Origin of the sequence: Ruegeria sp. R8_1 (genome assembly GCF_017743815.1) — a bacterium.
Taxonomy (GTDB): domain Bacteria; phylum Pseudomonadota; class Alphaproteobacteria; order Rhodobacterales; family Rhodobacteraceae; genus Ruegeria; species Ruegeria lacuscaerulensis_A.
Map to the genome: position 1 here is coordinate 106,921 of NZ_JAGHRL010000009.1, position 17,496 is coordinate 124,416.

At 57.4% G+C, this 17,496-nt stretch carries 17 protein-coding genes; 5 read left to right on the forward strand and 12 right to left on the reverse strand.

Annotation, left to right across the window (positions count from 1 at the left end):
* Nucleotides 1-5: 5 nt before the first annotated feature.
* Entirely contained in the window at nucleotides 6-458 is a 453-nt protein-coding gene (locus J7380_RS18380; protein ID WP_247742629.1) for a MaoC family dehydratase, read from the reverse strand.
* Nucleotides 455-1,471, reverse strand: coding sequence for an aldo/keto reductase (locus tag J7380_RS18385; protein ID WP_209197635.1), 1,017 nt, complete (start codon nucleotides 1,469-1,471; stop codon nucleotides 455-457). Before J7380_RS18385 ends, J7380_RS18380 begins: the two co-directional genes overlap by 4 nt.
* A 158-nt stretch (nucleotides 1,472-1,629) precedes the next feature.
* Between J7380_RS18385 and J7380_RS18390 the strand changes: the two genes are divergently transcribed.
* From J7380_RS18390 to J7380_RS18405, 4 genes are read left to right on the forward strand one after another with little or no spacing between them, the layout of a single operon-like run.
* Complete coding sequence (locus tag J7380_RS18390) at nucleotides 1,630-2,775, forward strand: acyl-CoA dehydrogenase family protein (protein WP_209197637.1); 1,146 nt, start codon at nucleotides 1,630-1,632, stop codon at nucleotides 2,773-2,775.
* Complete coding sequence (locus tag J7380_RS18395; RefSeq protein ID WP_209197639.1) at nucleotides 2,772-3,542, forward strand: 3-ketoacyl-ACP reductase; 771 nt, start codon at nucleotides 2,772-2,774, stop codon at nucleotides 3,540-3,542. The genes J7380_RS18390 and J7380_RS18395 overlap by 4 nt, the downstream gene beginning before the upstream one ends.
* Before the next feature lie 9 nt (nucleotides 3,543-3,551).
* Nucleotides 3,552-4,700 carry a dihydrodipicolinate synthase family protein gene (locus tag J7380_RS18400; RefSeq protein WP_209197641.1) on the forward strand — a complete coding sequence of 383 codons (1,149 nt, stop codon included), beginning with the start codon at nucleotides 3,552-3,554 and terminating at the stop codon, nucleotides 4,698-4,700.
* Between the two features lie 5 nt (nucleotides 4,701-4,705).
* Nucleotides 4,706-5,566: a sugar phosphate isomerase/epimerase family protein gene (locus J7380_RS18405; RefSeq protein WP_209197649.1), complete on the forward strand. Its 861-nt coding sequence runs from the start codon at nucleotides 4,706-4,708 to the stop codon at nucleotides 5,564-5,566.
* 20 nt (nucleotides 5,567-5,586) lie between these two features.
* On the opposite strand, the gene J7380_RS18410 is transcribed toward J7380_RS18405, so the two are convergent.
* Genes J7380_RS18410 through J7380_RS18420 form a run of 3 tightly spaced genes read right to left on the reverse strand, consistent with a single transcriptional unit; the run spans nucleotide 5,587 to nucleotide 8,267 of the window.
* Entirely contained in the window at nucleotides 5,587-5,898 is a 312-nt protein-coding gene (locus J7380_RS18410) for a Dabb family protein (RefSeq protein ID WP_209197651.1), read from the reverse strand.
* Nucleotides 5,899-5,922: 24 nt separating this feature from the next.
* Entirely contained in the window at nucleotides 5,923-6,687 is a 765-nt protein-coding gene (locus tag J7380_RS18415; RefSeq protein WP_209197653.1) for an enoyl-CoA hydratase/isomerase family protein, read from the reverse strand.
* Nucleotides 6,687-8,267 (reverse strand): acyl CoA:acetate/3-ketoacid CoA transferase, encoded by a 1,581-nt coding sequence (locus tag J7380_RS18420; protein ID WP_209197655.1) that lies wholly within the window; start codon nucleotides 8,265-8,267, stop codon nucleotides 6,687-6,689. Before J7380_RS18420 ends, J7380_RS18415 begins: the two co-directional genes overlap by 1 nt.
* A gap of 146 nt (nucleotides 8,268-8,413) precedes the next feature.
* Between J7380_RS18420 and J7380_RS18425 the strand changes: the two genes are divergently transcribed.
* A complete protein-coding gene (locus tag J7380_RS18425; RefSeq protein WP_209197657.1) occupies nucleotides 8,414-9,232 on the forward strand; it encodes an aldo/keto reductase in 819 nt (272 codons plus the stop codon).
* Nucleotides 9,233-9,286: 54 nt separating this feature from the next.
* On the opposite strand, the gene J7380_RS18430 is transcribed toward J7380_RS18425, so the two are convergent.
* Genes J7380_RS18430 through J7380_RS18460 form a run of 7 tightly spaced genes read right to left on the reverse strand, consistent with a single transcriptional unit; the run spans nucleotide 9,287 to nucleotide 17,459 of the window.
* Nucleotides 9,287-10,885: a GMC family oxidoreductase N-terminal domain-containing protein gene (locus tag J7380_RS18430; RefSeq protein ID WP_209197659.1), complete on the reverse strand. Its 1,599-nt coding sequence runs from the start codon at nucleotides 10,883-10,885 to the stop codon at nucleotides 9,287-9,289.
* Complete coding sequence (locus J7380_RS18435) at nucleotides 10,885-12,387, reverse strand: aldehyde dehydrogenase family protein (protein ID WP_209197661.1); 1,503 nt, start codon at nucleotides 12,385-12,387, stop codon at nucleotides 10,885-10,887. The genes J7380_RS18430 and J7380_RS18435 overlap by 1 nt, the downstream gene beginning before the upstream one ends.
* A 22-nt stretch (nucleotides 12,388-12,409) precedes the next feature.
* The gene (locus tag J7380_RS18440; RefSeq protein ID WP_209197664.1) at nucleotides 12,410-12,967 is read right to left on the reverse strand and encodes a cupin domain-containing protein; all 558 of its coding nucleotides are present in this window, start codon (nucleotides 12,965-12,967) and stop codon (nucleotides 12,410-12,412) included.
* Nucleotides 12,968-12,991: 24 nt separating this feature from the next.
* Nucleotides 12,992-14,026, reverse strand: coding sequence for an alcohol dehydrogenase catalytic domain-containing protein (locus J7380_RS18445; RefSeq protein ID WP_209197666.1), 1,035 nt, complete (start codon nucleotides 14,024-14,026; stop codon nucleotides 12,992-12,994).
* Complete coding sequence (locus J7380_RS18450; protein ID WP_170356332.1) at nucleotides 14,023-14,964, reverse strand: ABC transporter permease; 942 nt, start codon at nucleotides 14,962-14,964, stop codon at nucleotides 14,023-14,025. Before J7380_RS18450 ends, J7380_RS18445 begins: the two co-directional genes overlap by 4 nt.
* A gap of 10 nt (nucleotides 14,965-14,974) precedes the next feature.
* Nucleotides 14,975-16,483: a sugar ABC transporter ATP-binding protein gene (locus J7380_RS18455; protein WP_209197668.1), complete on the reverse strand. Its 1,509-nt coding sequence runs from the start codon at nucleotides 16,481-16,483 to the stop codon at nucleotides 14,975-14,977.
* 10 nt (nucleotides 16,484-16,493) lie between these two features.
* A complete protein-coding gene (locus J7380_RS18460; RefSeq protein WP_209197671.1) occupies nucleotides 16,494-17,459 on the reverse strand; it encodes an ABC transporter permease in 966 nt (321 codons plus the stop codon).
* Nucleotides 17,460-17,496: the final 37 nt, after the last annotated feature.

The following is a 17,496-nucleotide window of genomic DNA, read 5'->3' on the forward strand; positions in this document are numbered from 1 at the left end:
TCCACCTACAGGTCAAAAATCAGGTCATTGGTGCCCGATTGCACCATTTGATCGTGTTGATTGAACACATTGAACTGAAACGTGACGATGCCGCGGCTTTGCGATGACGTCAGGCGTTTCGCGGTCACAGTCAGCTCGGCTCTGATTTCATCTCCGGCAAAGACAGGCTGCTCAAAACGCCAGTTCCACCCAAGCGACGCCAGACCTGCCGGCTTCGTATCCGATTGAAACTTGAGCCCATCGACAACCGACAGCACCAACAGCCCATGAGCAACGCGGGCCTTGTACCCCAACCCGCGCGCCACGTCGTCGTCGATGTGCAAGGCGTATTTGTCTCCGGTCAGGTCAGCAAAGGACGATATCAAGTCCGTCGTAATCGTCGCAGAACCAGTTTTCATCACGTCGCCGACCTTTAGGTCGTTATACCCGTATTGCCCCGCTGAAAGCCCTATGGTCATTGCGGAACGGGCGCGTCCTCGCGCAACAACCCTTTGGCTTTCAGATCCGCCCAGAAAGCAGCCGGAATATCGTGGCTGAACCAGTTGAGGTTCTGGTCCAGTTGTTCGACCGTGCGGGTGCCTGCCATAAAGGTGGGAACTGCCGGGTGCGCTACAACAAATTGCAATGCAGCGGCGGGCAATGGCACGTCGTAGTCTGCACAGACCTCCTCGATCTTGCGAACTTTTTCCATAATCTCGGCCGGGGCTGGAGCGTAGTTATATTTGGCCCCGTCTTTGGCGCCCGTTGCCAGAATGCCCGAGTTGAAACCTCCGCCTACAACCACGGCCGCGCCACGTTGTTCACACAAAGGCAGGAACTTATCCAATGCATCCTGTTCCAGCAACGTATAGCGCCCGGCCAACAGGAAACAGTCAAAGTCTCGCTGCTCGAGTGCGGCGTGGCAGACCTCCCATTCATTCACCCCAACGCCAATGGCTTTGACGACACCCTGATCGCGCAAAGATTCCAGTGCTTTCCAAGCCCCATCCATCGCCTGTCTGAACACTTCAGGCTGTTCGTCGCCGCGGGTAAAAACGTCGATATCGTGGATGAAGCAAATATCCATCCGCTCCAGCGCCATGCGCTGCAGGCTGTCCTCGAAGGATCGCATGACACCGTCATAAGTATAATCGAAATGCATCGTGAATGGGGCCGCATTGGTCCACGGTTCAAAATTGATATCACTGCGTTTGGCCGGTTTCAGAACGCGGCCAACTTTGGATGACAACACATAATCGTCCCGGTTTTTCCAACGCAGGCTTTGGCCTGTTCGCAATTCCGAAAGCCCGTGGCCATACATCGGCGCGGTGTCGAAATACCGAACGCCTTTGTCCCACGAATGCTGGATCATCGCATCCGAAGTCACTTCGTCGATCTCACGAAAGATGTTCCCGATGGGCGCGGTACCAAAGCCAAATGCGGTAACCTCCAGATCGACGCGGCCAAATTTGTTTTTTGTGTTCGGATTCATGCAAGCCTCCCTGGGGCAAGCCTACGCCCGCCCAACTGCACTTCAATTAAGTAACTATTTGGTTATTTATCGCAATCGACTGGCGCGATCAACCCACTTGACGCAGCAGGGGTGCAACGCATATTAGTAACTGATTAGTTACATTATGGGACGCAACTATGTTTCTCACGGAAACCCACATTCAGGTCCGCGACATGACCCGCCAGTTCGCCGACAGTGTGATCCGACCACTGGCCGAAGAGCTGGATCGGGATTCCCGCTTTCCAGCCGAAATCTATGACCAAATGGCCGAGTTGGGTCTGTTTGGAATCTGCGTTCCAGAAGAATTGGGCGGACCCGGCTTTGACACAATCACCTACGCACTGGTAATGGAAGAGCTTTCGCGCGGCTACGCGTCCATTGCGGATCAGTGTGGATTGCTGGAGCTCGTCACCACCTTGCTGGTGCGCCATGGCACCGCGGACCAACAAGGTAAGTGGTTGGCTGACCTGCTGGCTGCCAAGTTGCGCCCCGCTTACTGTATCACGGAACCCGAGGCTGGCACGGATGTGTCCGGCATCCGAACAACCGCCGTGCGCGATGGGGACAGCTGGGTTCTGAATGGCGGTAAAATCTGGATTCACAACGCGCCCGTGGCTGATCTGGGCTTTGTCCTTGCACGAACCGATCCCGAAGCCGGTCATCGCGGCATGTCGATCTTTGTCGTCGACCTTCACGCAGCAGGTGTGACGCGCGGACCGAAAGAGATCAAGATGGGCCAGCGCGCCAGTCAGGTTGGCCCCCTGTCCTTTGACGATGTCCGACTACCCGCCGACGCATTGCTGGGCACTGAGGGACGCGGGTTCCACATGATGATGAGCGTGCTGGACAAGGGTCGGGTCGGCATAGCTGCGTTGGCCGTTGGGATTGGTCAGGCCGGCTTGGAGGCCGCCACTGATTACGCCCAACAACGCAAGCAATTCGGCAAGCAAATTGCGGATTTCCAGGGCGTTCAATGGCTGTTGGCCGATATTGCCAAAGATGTCGAAGCCGCCCGGCTGCTGGTACATTCCGCCGCTTACAAGATCGACGCCGGGCTGGATGCGACCAAGGCGTGCTCGATGGCCAAGTGTTTTGCTGGGGATATGGCCGTGCAACGATCGTCGGACGCAGTGCAGGTGTTTGGTGGATCAGGTTATATCCGGGGGTTCGAAGTCGAGCGCCTTTACCGGGACGCCAAGATCACGCAGATTTACGAAGGCACAAATCAAATTCAGCGTATGATCATCGCACGAGAGCTATTGGCGAAAGGGGCCGCAGCATGACACCTCAGGCCGCACTTGTGACCGGGTCGTCCCGTGGGATCGGTTTGGCCGCTGCGGTTGCACTGGCGCAGGAGGGGTTCTCGATTGCCGTGAACGGCCCCGTGGCGGATGACGAACTTGCAGCTGCCGCAGAAACCATTCGCGCTTTGGGTGTACCGGTCGTCACGACACCTTTCGACGTGTCCGATATCGCCGTGCACGATAGCAAGCTGGCAGAAATCGAGACAGAAATCGGCCCGCTTACGACCCTTGTGAACAATGCAGGCGTTGGCGTTATGCAGCGCGGTGATCTTCTTGAAGTGACCGAAGAAAGCTATGATCGCTGCATGGCTGTGAATACCAAAGCGATGTTCTTTCTGTCGCAAGCCTTCGCCAAGCGGCTGCTAAGCCGCAAGCGCGACGCCAACGCGTTCCACAGCATCGTTAATGTCACCTCATCCAACGCCGTGGCGGTGGCGGCGCCGCGTGCGGAATACTGCGCCTCGAAAGCAGCCGCTGCGATGATCTCGAAAACCTTTGCAGTGCGGTTGGGCCAAGAGAATATCGCCGTCTATGACGTGCAGCCCGGGCTGATCTCGACCGACATGACCGCACCGGTGATCGAGATGTATGATCAGCGCGCCAAAGATGGCCTGACCCTGTTTCCTCGCGTCGGCCAGCCCGAAGATATGGGGCGCATCATTGCCTCGTTGGCCAGCGGCAAGCTTCCCTACACAACCGGACAGGCGATCTCGGCGGATGCCGGTATGCTGGTCCCTCGGTTCTAAGGTGTTTCGATGAAAATTCAGCTTCCCGATACAACCGGCGCTTTGCAGGACTATCACCTGACAGGCACACCGGTTGCACCCTCGAAACTGACGCCGAATTCCGCACGGGTGCTGTATTCTGCGGCGCATGTGGTCGCAGACCCGTTCGGCGACCACGACCCCACGGGTCCAGCCCATGTGGACTGGGAAAAGACCTTGGAGTTCAGACGCTATCTTGCAGATATGGGGATGGGCATTGCCGAAGCGATGGATACCGCGCAACGCGGCATGGGTCTGGACTGGACAGGCGCATTGGAACTGATCCGGCGCACCAAAGAGGAACTGCCGGATGCCCTGGTCGGGAATGGGTGTGGCACCGACCACCTTGATCCTGCAGATGCCAAGACGTTGGACGACGTGCGCCGCGCCTACCTGCAGCAGGTCGAAGCCATCCAAAAGATTGGCGGTCGCATTATCCTGATGGCCTCGCGTGCGCTGGCCAGGGTGGCCCGGGGTCCAGAGGATTACATCTCGGTCTACAGTGATGTTCTGGCCGCCTGTGACGAACCGGTCATCCTGCACTGGTTGGGAGAGATGTTTGATCCACAACTGGCCGGATATTGGGGGTCCGACGCGTTTGAAGATGCGATGAACACCGCTTTGACCGTTATCAGCGCAAATGCGGACAGGGTGGATGGGATCAAAATCTCGCTGCTGAACGCTGAAAAAGAGGTCATCATGCGTCGCCGCCTGCCCGCTGGCGTTCGGATGTATACCGGCGACGATTTTAATTACCCCGAACTGATCGAAGGTGATGATCAGGGGTATTCTCATGCGTTGCTAGGAATCTTCGACCCACTTGCCCCAGCGGCCGCCCATGCGGTCAGCAAACTGAGCGAAGGTGACACTGCAACCTTTCGCGCGACGCTGGACCCCACTGTGCCGCTCGCGCGCCATATCTTTCGGGCACCCACACAATACTATAAAACGGGCGTAGTATTCCTGGCCTGGCTGAACGGGTTTCAGGATCACTTCATCATGCTGAATGGGGCGCAGGCAACGCGGTCTTTGCCGTATTTTACTGACTGCTTTAAAATGGCTGACGAATGCGGTTTGCTGCGCGATCCCGATCTGGCAGTCGAACGGATGCGCCACATGCTGAAACTCTACGGGGTCTGATCCGGATGCGCGATTTCTCGCAGGATCATTCTGCACTCGCGCTGAATACCGCAACACTCGGCCATAATCTGGACGGGTTTGGTGCGGGATGGTCACCCGAGCAGATCATCGACGCCTGTGCCGCGCGTGGGTATGGAGGTATCACCTTCTGGCGGCGAGAACTGGGCGGACGTGAGGCCGAGATCGGCGACAAGGTCCGCGCAGCCGGGCTGCACGTGGTTGGCCTATGCCGAACGCCATTCCTGACCGGACCATTGGCCCTGCCGTCGGACCAGCAGATCATGGATGACTTTTACCTCTCTATCGATCAGGCTGCAGGGCTTGGCACGGATGTCCTAACCATCGTCACGGGCGGACCAGAGCCCGGCACCAAGGGCGTTCTGGACAGCCAGAAAATCTTGGCGGACCGCGTCGCACGAGCCGCAGCTTATGCGGCCGACCGCTGCGTAAACCTGGCGCTTGAGCCGCTGAACCCCGCCACCGCGGGCAACCGCACTTGCCTGATGACAGCAGCCGATGCTTTGAATGTCTGCGATACGATAGGCGCGCCGAATGTGGGCATTGCCGTCGACGTTTATCATGTCTGGTGGGACACCACGCTGGCCGACACATTGGCGCAACGCGCACACGGGCGCATTCTGGGCTATCACCTGTGTGACTGGCTGGCCGATACCACGGATATCCTGCTGGATCGCGGCATGATGGGCGACGGTGTCGCGGATCTTCGGGCCCTGCGCTCCGCAGTAGAACACGCAGGTTACAAGGGGCTGTGCGAAGTCGAGATCTTCTCGGCCGGCAACTGGTGGAAACGCGACCCAAACGAGGTATTGGACGTGATCGTGGACCGGTTCCGCACCTGTTGCTGACCTAGGTTCAGCAGCGTCTTCTACACCTCGATATCACACACGAATACACCGTCCGGGCCATTGACGGTTTTGGCCACGATCCGGCCTCCGACCTCCTGATGCGCAGGGTCGACCAGATAAACATCGCGCACGGACTCGTCGCGGAAGTCAAACCAGAACATGTCATTGAAGCCCCGCACCAGATCGGTCTCGACCGACACATTGCTTCGGCTTTGGAAATCCAGAATGCCCTCGATATGACCAGAAAGACCCGCCAAATCCCGATAGAGCGTGGCCTTTTCTTCGTCGGACACGTCGTCCTTAAAGCGCAGGTGAACAAGGTGACGTATCATATTTACGCCCTCATGATTTGATGCTTACCAGAAGTCAGGTTTTTTGCGATCCTTGAACGCGGCCAAACCGGTTTTCAACTCGGGTTGGACGGCGGCGATCCGACCTGCCAGCGCTTCGAAAACACGCTCACGTTCCTCGCCCTCAGCGGCGTTGATCAGCATTTTGACAAGCTCTGTCGCCACCGGCCCACGATGGCGCATCCGGTTGGCCAGCTCATCCGCAGCGGCAAGGCCCTGCCCTTTTTCGACGACCTGATCCACAATCCCCGCGGTCAACGCGTCATGGGCCGAGAACTGCTCGCCGAACAGCGCCATGCGCCGGACAAGCTGGGCACCGAACCGCCGAACCGCCCGCTGAGTGCCGGACCAGCCGGGAATGATCCCCAGCGCCGGTTCAGGCTGTCCGATCCGAATGTGATCCTCGGCAATGCGGTAATCGGCGCACGCCGCAAGTTCCAGTCCACCGCCCAAAACATGCCCGTTCAGCACCGCAATCACAGGCTGTCGCAGCCGCGTCAGGGCATCCAGCGCCTGATGCCCATCGCGGAGCCAATGGCGGCCGAAGGTGTCCGCCGACTGGCTGGACCACGCGTCGATATCGCCCCCTGCGCAAAACGCCTTTCCTGCACCGGTCAGGATCACAACATGCGCGTCCTGGGTGTGTTCGATCTGACGGCACAGCGCCATGAGCGCATCCATCATCGCCTCATCCACGGCGTTCAGGCGCTCGGGGCGGTTCAGGGTCAACCGCGCGATGCCGTCCTGAATATCCAGAAGAAAATGCTCCATTAGCCCGCCGCGAGTTGCAGCCTCATCAGGGCCGGGTCAAACAGGGCCTCGTCCATCCGGACAAGGTCATCTGAAACGAGCAAGGGTGTCGCCGCCTGATCCAGAATATCGCGTTGCAGGTCCAGCCCGGGCGCGATCTCGGTCACCATAAGTCCCTTTTCGGTCAGTTTGATCACGCAGCGCTCGGTCACGTATGTCACGTCCTGCTCCTGCATCTGTGCCCGCTTACCTGAAAATGAGATTTGATCGACCTCATCCACAAACTTGGCCACTTTCCCCTCTTTCAGAATTTTCAGCTGACCATCCTCAATGGCTATCTTGGCTCCTGCGTTGAAGTTGCCGGAAAAAACGATCTTGCGCGCCCGCGCTGTGATATCCACGAACCCTCCCGCTCCGGCGGTCCGGTGCGGAATGGCTGACAGACGCGAGACGTTGACCGAGCCGTATTTGTCCACCTCGAGGAAAGACAGCAGCGAGGCATCAAACCCGCCCGCCTGGAAATAACAGAACTGATGTGGCGACGGCACGAAGGCCTCGGCATTGGCGGAACAGCCAAATTTGAAATCCAACAATGGAACCCCGCCAACCGCGCCTTGCTCGATCATCCATGTGACCGAGCCATGCAAACCCTCTTCGACCAGAATACGCGGAACGTTGGCCGAGATGCCGAACCCGATATTTACGGCCCAACCATCCTTCAACTCTGTCGCCACACGGCGCGCTATGACTTTCCCGACATTGAAATCGGCCGTTCGAAAGCTTTCGATCGGGCGGGTCAATTCGCCCGAAATTGCCGGGTCGTATTCCGTAGCCGTGGTCTGTAACTGGTCGGGCGCTTCGACAATCGCGTCGATCAAAATACCGGGTACATGCACGTCATGTGGTCGGATACTTCCTGCCGCCGCGATGCGTTTGGCCTGAGCAATCACCACGCCACCGTTGTTGCGCGCCGCCAGGGCCATCTCCATCGCGCCCAGATAGGCCCCCTCGTGTTCGAAACTCAGGTTGCCTTTTTCGTCGGCTGTGGTTGCCCGAATAATCGCCACATTCGGCGCCATTGATTTGAAATACAGCCAATCTTCGCCTTCGAACTCCATCCGTTTCACGATAGGCTCGGCACGGGCAGCGGCGTTCATTGCGCAGCCTTCGATCTCGGGGTCGACAAAGGTTTCCATGCCAACCTTGGTCAGGACACCCGGTCGTTTCGCGGCAGCCTCGCGCAGCATATCAAAGATAATACCCGACGGAACGTTATACGCGCGCACCTGTTCGCCGGTGATCATCTGCCAGACAAGCGGCGGTTCCGCGTTGCTCGGCCCCGATGGGTAAGAGCCGCCAATGATCCGACCTAGCAGACCCGGTTTGGCGATATGATCTACCCCCTTCGTGCCAAAAAAGTCACCTGCAGCTATGGGATGAATGGTCGTCAGATCTGTTGGCGCACCCTCTTCATCAAAGCGCTCGCCAAGGCCTTTCAGAACTGCATCCGGACAACACAAACCACTTGAAGAATTCACCGCGACCGTCGCACCATCGGGTACAAGATTTGCCGCTTCGCGTGCCGTCATCTGCTTGCTCATGCGATCCTCACGAAAGTAACTAATTGGTTATAAGTTATGCCTTCAGGTGCACCGAAAAGCAACAAAAATAACCAAAACAAGGGAATTGACCGAACCTCAAGTAACTAATAGGTTACTTATTGAGTTTGTTCTTTGGGAGGATCACCGTGAACATCTATTTTCAAAAGACTTATCAGCGTACCTTCGGCACATTCCCCCTGACCGGAGCAGAACTTCGCGATTCGATGGCGATTGCAGCCGAGATCGGGTATCGGTCCTTCGACACTGCTCAAATGTATGAAAATGAGAAGGAAACCGGTGACGCGCTGGCCGAAATTGGCCTGAAACGAGATGAAATGTGCGTCACGACCAAAGTGCATCCGGACAATTTCAGTGACGACGCGTTCCTGCCATCCGTGGAAGAAAGCCTGAAGAAGCTTCGCCTTGATTACGTGGACGTCCTGCTGTTGCACTGGCCACCTATAGGCGGAGATATCGCGCCATCTTTGAAACTGCTTGAACAGGCTCATGCAAAGGGTCTGGCAAAGAACATCGGCGTCTCAAACTATACCGCGCAGATGATGCGCGACGCAGTCAAGATCATCGAGACACCGATCGTGTCCAACCAGGTCGAGTTTCACCCGCTGCTGAACCAAGATGTGCTTCTGGCAGCCGCCTCTGAAACGGGCATCCCTTTGTCGTCCTATTGCTCGGTGGCGCGCGGAGAGGTGTTCAAGCACCCGATTTTTGCCGAGATCGGTCAAAGCTACGGAAAAACCGCCGGACAGGTCGTGTTGCGTTGGATTTTGCAAAAAGGTGTTCCGATCAACACCATGTCTACAAAACGCGCCAACATTCAGGCCAATTTTAACGTGATGGATTTCATCTTGTCCAACGTCGATATGGACCGGATCGACGCCATGACCCAGGCAGGTTATCGGATCGTCACCGAAGACTTGGTGCCTTGGGCCCCCGATTGGGACTAAAGAAAAAAGCGGCGCCCATTCAAGGCGCCGCCAGTTCGGGGAGGTAAATCGATTTCAGTGATTGCCCCGGATCATGTCCGCCGCTTTTTCGGCCATCATGATCGTCGGCGCGTTCGTGTTAGACCCAATCAGGCTGGGCATGGCGGAACTGTCGCAGATCCGCAGCCCATCAATCCCGCGCACCCGCATTTGCGGGTCAACGACCGCCATCTCATCCACGCCCATTTTACAGGTACATGTCGGGTGATAAGATGTCCGACCATATTGGCGGGCATAGGCTTCGTATTCGGCCTGTGTTTTCACGTTGTCACCGGGGAAGTGAATTTTGCGGATGTAGTTTTGCAGACTTTTCTGCCGGAAAATCTCGACACTGTGTTTCACCCCTTCGACCGAGATTTTCAGATCATCCGGGTGACCTAGGAAATTGGGATCGACCAGCGGCATATCCTCGACCTTGTTCGAACGCAGACGTACGGTGCCGCGGGCCTTGGGACGGACAGTGTACGAGTTCAGCGTGATGCCCGAGCTGCCCTTGGGCACGCTGGGCACCCCGGCCTCGGCACCGGCACCTGCAAGGAAATGAAATTGCAAATCCGGCACGGGGGCCGTGTCGTCGCCATACCAGAACGCCCCGCCCTCAACCACGTTCGAGGTCACTGGCCCCGATCCGAACAGGTAATACTGTATTCCCGCCCAAGCCGCCCAATGAGGCTTGTTGTACTTGTCCAGACTATAGTGCCCGTTCAGTTCGGCCACGATATCGATGCCGAAATGGTCGTTCAGGTTCTCACCTACACCGGGCAAGTCGTGCTTCACCTCGATCCCGTGCTCGCGCAGATGCGCGGCGGGGCCGACGCCTGACAGCATCATCAGCTTGGGTGTTCCAATAGCGCCCGAAGTGACCAGCACTTCCTGATCCGCCGATGCGGTTTCGACCTGTCCGCCCTGATCAAATTCCACTCCGGTCGCCCGGCCATTTTCGATGACAATCCGATGCACCTGACACTCAGTTTTGACCGTCAGGTTCCCGCGCGACATCGCCGGTTTCAGATATCCCACAGCAGCCGAGCAGCGTTTCGCATTCCAGGTGGTCGTCTGGTAAACGCCTGCACCTTCCTGAACCGCGCCGTTGAAGTCGGGGTTATAAGGGATGCCCGCCTCTTGGCACGAGCGTACAAAGGCGCGGGTCATTTCTTGCGGGTCTGGGATGTTGGACACACCCAAAAGCCCTTCGGTCCCGTGCCAGTCTCCGGACAGGATCGCATTGCGTTCGGAGCGAATGAAGTACTTCTGGATATCCTTGAAGGCCCAGCCCTCGCATCCTTCCTCATTGGCCCAACGGTCATAATCGACCGGGTTGCCGCGCGTGAACACCTCGGCATTGATCGAGCTTCCACCACCGATCACCCGGCCCTGAGCATAGGGGATCTCACGGTTATTGGCGTTGACTTGCGGGACGGTGTTAAAACCCCACGTATGCGGCCCGTCCGTCATCTTGGCAAAGCCCACAGGCATATGGATCAACGGATGATTGTCCTTTCCGCCTGCCTCAAGCAGCAGCACCCTGACGGCGCCATCTTCAGTCAGGCGATTGGCCAAAACACAGCCCGCTGATCCGCCTCCAACGATGATATAGTCAAATCCGTTTGCCATTACTCTATCCAATGCGACCGTTTGCCGATCTCGACATGGATCGACTTGATCTGCGTATATTCCTCAACGCCGTGCATCCCGGCCTCGCGGCCCCAACCGGACGCCTTGAACCCGCCAATCGGCAGTTCAGGCCCCCCAGCTAAAGTTGTGTTGACCCAGAACCGTCCGGCCTGAACGCGGCGAGAGATGGTCAGCGCCTTGTCGATATTCTTGGTCCAAACACTTGCCGCCAGACCGTATTCAGTATCGTTGGCAATCGAGATCGCTTCGTCAATCGTATCAAACGGGATCACAACCAGAACCGGGCCGAAAATCTCTTCGCGCGCTATGGCCATGTCGTTGGTCACATCAGTGAATACCACTGGGTCGATATATTGCCCGCCCGAGATTTCGGGCGTGGTGCCGCCGGTCAGCAGGGTCGCGCCCTCTCCCTGACCCTTGGCGATGTAGGACAGAATGGTGCGGTTCTGCGCGTCTGTCGTGATCGCGCCCGCCTGCGTGCGTTCGTCCAACGGATCGCCCACGCGGACCTTGCGCAGCTTGTCAGCGACCATGCCTGCAAACTTGTCTGCAACCGAGCGTTCGACCAAAAGGCGCGCACCGGAAACGCAACATTGGCCGGTGTTGAACGCGATGCCGAAGGCCACACCATCGGCTGCATCTTCAAGATCGGCATCGGCAAAGACGATCTGAGGGTTCTTGCCCCCAAGTTCCAAGCCCAGCTTTTTGAAATTGCTCTGCCCCGACGCTGCAACGACCGATCGACCAACAGCGGTCGAGCCGGTAAAGGACAGCATATCCACATCCATATGTTCCGCCAGCTTCTGGCCGATCACGCTGCCTGATCCGGTGACCACATTGAAAACACCATCCGGCAAGCCCGCCTCGGACAGGATTTCGGCCAACAGCAGGGTCGTTGCGCTTGTCACTTCAGAGGGTTTTGCGACAATAGTGCAACCAGAGGCCAGAATATACGGCACCCGCTCGCACAGGATCAGGAAAGGGAAGTTCCAAGGCGTGATCAGGCCGACAACGCCAACCGGCTCACGGGTGACAATGCCCAACGCGCCATCGCCGCTGTTGTTGAAACTGTCCCCACGCAAAGCTCGCGCCAGACCGGCAGCGAATTCGAACATACCGACGCAACCACCAATCTCGCCCCGCGCCTGCGCGATGGGCTTTCCGTTCTCCAACGTTTCCCAATAGGCGATCTCATCGGTGCGCTGGCGGATCAGATCGGCAGCTTTCAATAAAACAGCCGCGCGGTCAGACCCGGACAACCCGCACCAGCGGCGATCATCGAACGCCGTGCGCGCCGATGCGACGATCTCGTTCAGATCATCCTCGCTGCAGCGCGGGATGCGCGTGACCGGCACGCCATGACCCGGCGAGGACCGCTCGAACACGTCACGATCACCGGCGGGAACCCATTTGCCATCCATGAAGAACCCAAATTCACGGGGCTCGGAAGGCGGTGTAAGTATCTGTGCGTTTTGGTCCATTGTCGGGGCTCCGAAAAATAGGTCAGGCTGAGGCGTCCAGGCCATCGCGGAAGTCGTTCCACCCACCATCCACCGAGGACGGCGCGTCATGCCATTGGTGCAGAATTACACCGGTCGCGGGGTCTTTATCCGGAATCGGCAGCATCATGATCCGTTTGGCGGCCGCCTGGAACATTTCCGGAGTCAAAAAGGCCTCTTGAATATTGTCCCAGTCGCGGCCCCCGGCGTAACCGCCACACATCATGATGTCGTCGGATCGTCCGACCATCTCATGACTGACACCTGCGGGCATTACGATAACATCGCCAGCCTCGATCCGGACCCGAGTCCAACCTTCGACAGAGAGGTTAAACTCCATCCAGCCCTGCGCACATCCCAGACATTCATGAGATGTCGAATGGAAATGCGGGTACTCGTAAACGCCCGGGTATTCCCAGTTGTTGCCCCAACCATTTGCGCGGAACCGGGCCTTGACGCCATCCACGCCGCCACCCGGGATCGCTCCTCGATGGATCAGCAGGGGAAAACGGCTGTTTGGGATCATGCCTTCTGGTTTGGATGTATAGACTTCGACGGTCATGCTGAGCTCCTCCCTCTCTGGCGTTTACGTCACCGTTATTTGGGTTTTCAGATCAGCCGGACGATCCTGGAAACTATCGAAAGCTTCCTGAATGCGATCCAGCGGATAAGTCGCTTGGGTAAACCGTTCAGTTTTTATCCGACCGTGGGTCAACAGTGTCAGTGCGTCGTGCATATCCTGCCCCATCCCAGCGACAGAACCTTTGATCGAATTCTCTTGCAAGATGGTTTGCAGGATATCGACAGGCAGGATCTCTCCTGCACCAGTCAGTCCAAAGGCCGCGATATGACCCCCTTTTCGAGCCAGTTTGGTAGCCTGTTGATAAAGAGCAGGCAGGCCAACGCTTTCGATCACCACATCAGCACCGCGCCCATCCGTATGATCTCTGACCACCTGCTCCAGTTGGTCTGGATTGGTGACACCAACATCCGCCCCGACCTCGAGCGCCATGTTCACACGCGCCTTGGACAAATCCGCAACGATGATCGGCGCCGCCCCGATCGTGCGCAAGAGTTGTACGTGTAGGTTACCGATGGGGCCCGCGCCCAGCACCACGACCGACTGGCCGAATGTGATGTTGGCTTTACGCGCACAGCGCACAACACAGGCCAAAGGTTCGGTCAACGCCAACACTTCGGCAGCTGTGTCCTGCGGAGCTGGAATAACAAGGCGAGCGGGGACGCAGATGTATTCGGCAAATGCGCCATCCATGGTGATACCCATCTGCTGCATCTCGGGGCAGTTCAGGATTTCATTCCGGCGGCACCAATAGCAGGTGCCGCAACCGATATTCATATCGACCACAACCGGCGCACCAACCGTCAGGCCGGTTACGCCTTCGCCCAACTCGGCAATTGTGCCCGTAAATTCATGACCGGGTATCAGGGGCAGGCTGTCGGCCGCGTAGTGGCCGTTAAAGATATGCATGTCGGTCCCGCAAATCCCGACCCGTATGATGCGAACCAGAACTTCACCCCGGCCTGGGTTGGGGCGTGCGACGTCAGTGACCTCGAACCGACCGGGTTCGGTCAGCACCGCCGCTCGCATGGTCGGGGTCATTTCACAACCCTCAGCTTGGTTCGGTCGATGGTCAGTGCGATGGCCACAATCAGAATAAGGCCAAACACCATCTGCTGTTGCGTCGCGTCGACCTCAAAATAAAGCATCGAAGACCGGATCACAGCCACGATCAGGGTGCCAATCAGGGTATTGATCACTCCGCCCACACCACCGGTCAGCGGTGTCCCACCCACCAAAACCGCGACGATCGCAGGCAGCAGGAACCCGTTTGCCAGAGTGGGAGAGCCTCCGGACAATTTCACTGCAAACAGCAAGCCCGCAATCGCCGCCAGTCCACCGGACAGAGCGAACGCCATGATCTTGATGCGATTGACATTCAGGCCCGAGGCCACGGCGGCAGGTTCCCCCGCCCCCACAGCCTTGAGCGCACGGCCAAAGGTGGTGCGTGATTGCAGGAACCATGCACCCAGAACCAACGCGGCGGCAATGAACAATTCGCTGGGGATGCCCGCCAGCGATCCGGTCATCCACCCAAAGGTCGAATCCCGAAGCGAAGCGTCCATGAACAGCGCGCGCTGCCCTGACATGTATTGTGCGGCGGAAAAGGCGATGCCGCCAACCGCAAGGGTCGAGATAAAGGACGGCACAAACAAGCGCGTCGTGACAAAGCCCGAAACCCCGCCCAGAACAACACCGGCTAGAATGCAGATCAACGCGGCACCAATGCCAAAGGTTGGCAGGGCAATCGTGGCCACGACTGTGGTCATGTTGGCAACCGACTGCGCAGACAAATCTATCCCGCCGATATAGATCGCGAACGTCATGCCAAGCGCCATAATGAACAGCGGCACGATATCCGCCGCCATCGAAATTAAGTTGGAAGGGCGCAAAAAGTTGGAATCTGCAGCCCCGACGACCAGAACCAGAACCAACAGAGTGATCCAGGGCAAATGCGGTTTGATACGTTCAAAACTCATGTATTCGCCCTCAGATCATGTGATGGACAAGGTCATACAGCGACGGTTTGTCCCCTGGGCTGCAATCGAAACGTTTCTGGGCGATACCGTCCTTCAGGACGATAATCGTGTGGCTGAGGCCGATGGCCTCTTCCAAAGTGTCAGCGACCAGAATGATGCCGACGCCGTCATCCGACATCTCGCGTACCATGTCATAGACATCTTCTTTGGCGCCGATATCCAGACCGCGCGTTGGGTGATCCAGCAGGATAATATCGGACCCGGCCGAGCGCCATTTGGCCAGCACAACCTTTTGCTGATTGCCGCCCGACAACCCGCCACAATCCTTGTAGACATCTGGTGTCTTGATCGCCAAACGATCGATCCATTGGCGAGCCAGCGTTTTTTCCTCACCAATCCGCAACACGCCCGAATTGGCATAGTTTCCCATCTGGCTGAGCGTCATGTTTTCGTAAACGCTCATGCCTGCGACGATCCCTTCAACCTTGCGTTCGCGAGGGATGTAACCAACGCCGTTTGCGACCCCGACTTGCGCGTTGAATTTGCTGACGGGCGCGCCCTTGATGCTTACGGCACCGGCAGATGGAGTTTCGAGCCCAAAGATCGTGCGCAAGATCGCCTCGCGTCCCGAGCCTTCGGTACCGACCAGACACAATACCTCGCCGGGGCGCAGATCGAATGAAATGTCCGAGTACTTTCCCGTTGCAGTCACGTTCTGGAAGGCAACCAGCGGCTGTGCCTCAACCTGATAAGGTTTTTGCTTCTGCTCGCGGTAATATTCCTTGTCGACATCGCGCCCGACCATCTTGTGTTGGATCGCATCAACATTCGCATCGTCATGGGCGACGACGTCTACAACCTCGCCGTCTTTCATCACATAGATACGGTCGGACAGGTCCAGAACCTCGTCCATTCGGTGGCTGACAAAGATGAACGACGCCCGTTTTGTCAGCTCACGCACCAGCGAGAACAACAACTCGACCTCTTCCTTTGCCAAAACTGAGGTTGGTTCGTCCAGCAAAATGACCAGATCGCCGTCGATCCGTTCTTCAAGGGTGAGCACCTTGGCCAGTTCCACCAACTGGCGCTGCGCAAAGGATAGTTTCGACGTTGTCATCGCCGGATCGATGTCCAGTTTGACCTTGGCCAGTTGCTTGCGCGCGGCCTCGGCCATGGTTTTCCAGTTGATGACGCCGTAGCTGACGAATTGCTGCTCGAACCCCAGAAAGATGTTCTCCATCACGGTCAGGTTGGTGATTAGCGATTGTTCCTGAAACACCATACCGATACCGTGATCCATCGCCTGACGCGGGTTCTGGAACCGAACTTTCGTGCCGTCGATGGTGATGTCGCCGCCGTCGGGCTGGTATGCCCCATAGATGACCTTCATCAGGGTGGATTTGCCCGCACCGTTTTCGCCAACGAGGCCCACGATCTCGCCGCGCCCGATTTTGAAGTCCACAGATTTCAGAGCGTGGACGCCGGGGAATTTCTTGTCGACATTGATCAGTTCGTACATCTGCCCGCCCCTATTTCACGAAGGTTACGGATTTGCGGTCGGTCGACAGAACCACCGCGGCGATGACCAATATGCCCAGAACACCGTCTTGCACGTAGCCGGGCAACCCGATCACAACCATGCCGTTGTTTATGACATTCACGATCAACACACCGATCAGCGTATTCCAGACACCGCCGATCCCGCCCCACAGAGCAGTACCACCCACCACAACCGAGGTGATCGACACGAACATGAAATTCGACCCCGTCGCCGTTTCCGCAATCCCGATCCGGCCAACAGCCAACAGTGCACCCACAGCATAGAACACTCCGGCCAGGGCAAACCCCATGATCCGCACGCGGTTGATGTTTAGGCCCGAAGCATGAGCAAGTTCCTCGCCCCCGCCAACAGCATAGAAGTTACGGCCCAGTGTCGTACGGGACTGGATGAACCAAGCGATCAGTAAAAACAGAAGTGCGACATAACACATGATGGGAAATCCGAACCAACGCTCAGTCAGCAGCGAACGGAACAGGTCGTCCTCCACTCGGATGCGGTCGCCCCCTGTCAGCAGCAGCGCGAAACCAGTGCCGACGAAACCCATTGCCAGAGACGCCATAAACGACGGTATCTTCAGCAAGACATGCACAAGCCCGTTCACCAACCCGATTGCCCCGCCGACAAGCAAGGCCAGAGGGATGGCAAACCACGCCCAGGACGCCAACGTACCACCCAAAGCAATGAAAGCAAAAGCAAACACCACGGCACAAACCGAAACCGTGCCTTCCATCGATAAGTCGATCGATCCCATGATGATGATGAAGGTCACGCCAATAGCAACCATCAGCGCCGGAGCCGAAGAAATTCCGATCCGCGCAAAGTTGCGCAGTGAAAAAAAGCGCGGCTCCATCGCCGTAAAGAACAGGACCAAAACCAAAAGGACGATCAGGGGCGCCCATTTGATCAGAACATCCCGTGTCAGCACATTGCTCACGTGCTTCCTCCCACTGAGTGAACTGGTGGTGGTCGAT

Coding starts and splice junctions, on each gene's coding strand:
- J7380_RS18380 (WP_247742629.1), bottom strand. CDS start 458: ATGACCATAGGGCTTTCAGCGGGGCAATACGGGTATAACGACCTAAAG.
- J7380_RS18385 (WP_209197635.1), bottom strand. CDS start 1,471: ATGAATCCGAACACAAAAAACAAATTTGGCCGCGTCGATCTGGAGGTT.
- J7380_RS18390 (WP_209197637.1), top strand. CDS start 1,630: ATGTTTCTCACGGAAACCCACATTCAGGTCCGCGACATGACCCGCCAG.
- J7380_RS18395 (WP_209197639.1), top strand. CDS start 2,772: ATGACACCTCAGGCCGCACTTGTGACCGGGTCGTCCCGTGGGATCGGT.
- J7380_RS18400 (WP_209197641.1), top strand. CDS start 3,552: ATGAAAATTCAGCTTCCCGATACAACCGGCGCTTTGCAGGACTATCAC.
- J7380_RS18405 (WP_209197649.1), top strand. CDS start 4,706: ATGCGCGATTTCTCGCAGGATCATTCTGCACTCGCGCTGAATACCGCA.
- J7380_RS18410 (WP_209197651.1), bottom strand. CDS start 5,898: ATGATACGTCACCTTGTTCACCTGCGCTTTAAGGACGACGTGTCCGAC.
- J7380_RS18415 (WP_209197653.1), bottom strand. CDS start 6,687: ATGGAGCATTTTCTTCTGGATATTCAGGACGGCATCGCGCGGTTGACC.
- J7380_RS18420 (WP_209197655.1), bottom strand. CDS start 8,267: ATGAGCAAGCAGATGACGGCACGCGAAGCGGCAAATCTTGTACCCGAT.
- J7380_RS18430 (WP_209197659.1), bottom strand. CDS start 10,885: ATGGCAAACGGATTTGACTATATCATCGTTGGAGGCGGATCAGCGGGC.
- J7380_RS18435 (WP_209197661.1), bottom strand. CDS start 12,387: ATGGACCAAAACGCACAGATACTTACACCGCCTTCCGAGCCCCGTGAA.
- J7380_RS18440 (WP_209197664.1), bottom strand. CDS start 12,967: ATGACCGTCGAAGTCTATACATCCAAACCAGAAGGCATGATCCCAAAC.
- J7380_RS18445 (WP_209197666.1), bottom strand. CDS start 14,026: ATGACCCCGACCATGCGAGCGGCGGTGCTGACCGAACCCGGTCGGTTC.
- J7380_RS18450 (WP_170356332.1), bottom strand. CDS start 14,964: ATGAGTTTTGAACGTATCAAACCGCATTTGCCCTGGATCACTCTGTTG.
- J7380_RS18455 (WP_209197668.1), bottom strand. CDS start 16,483: ATGTACGAACTGATCAATGTCGACAAGAAATTCCCCGGCGTCCACGCT.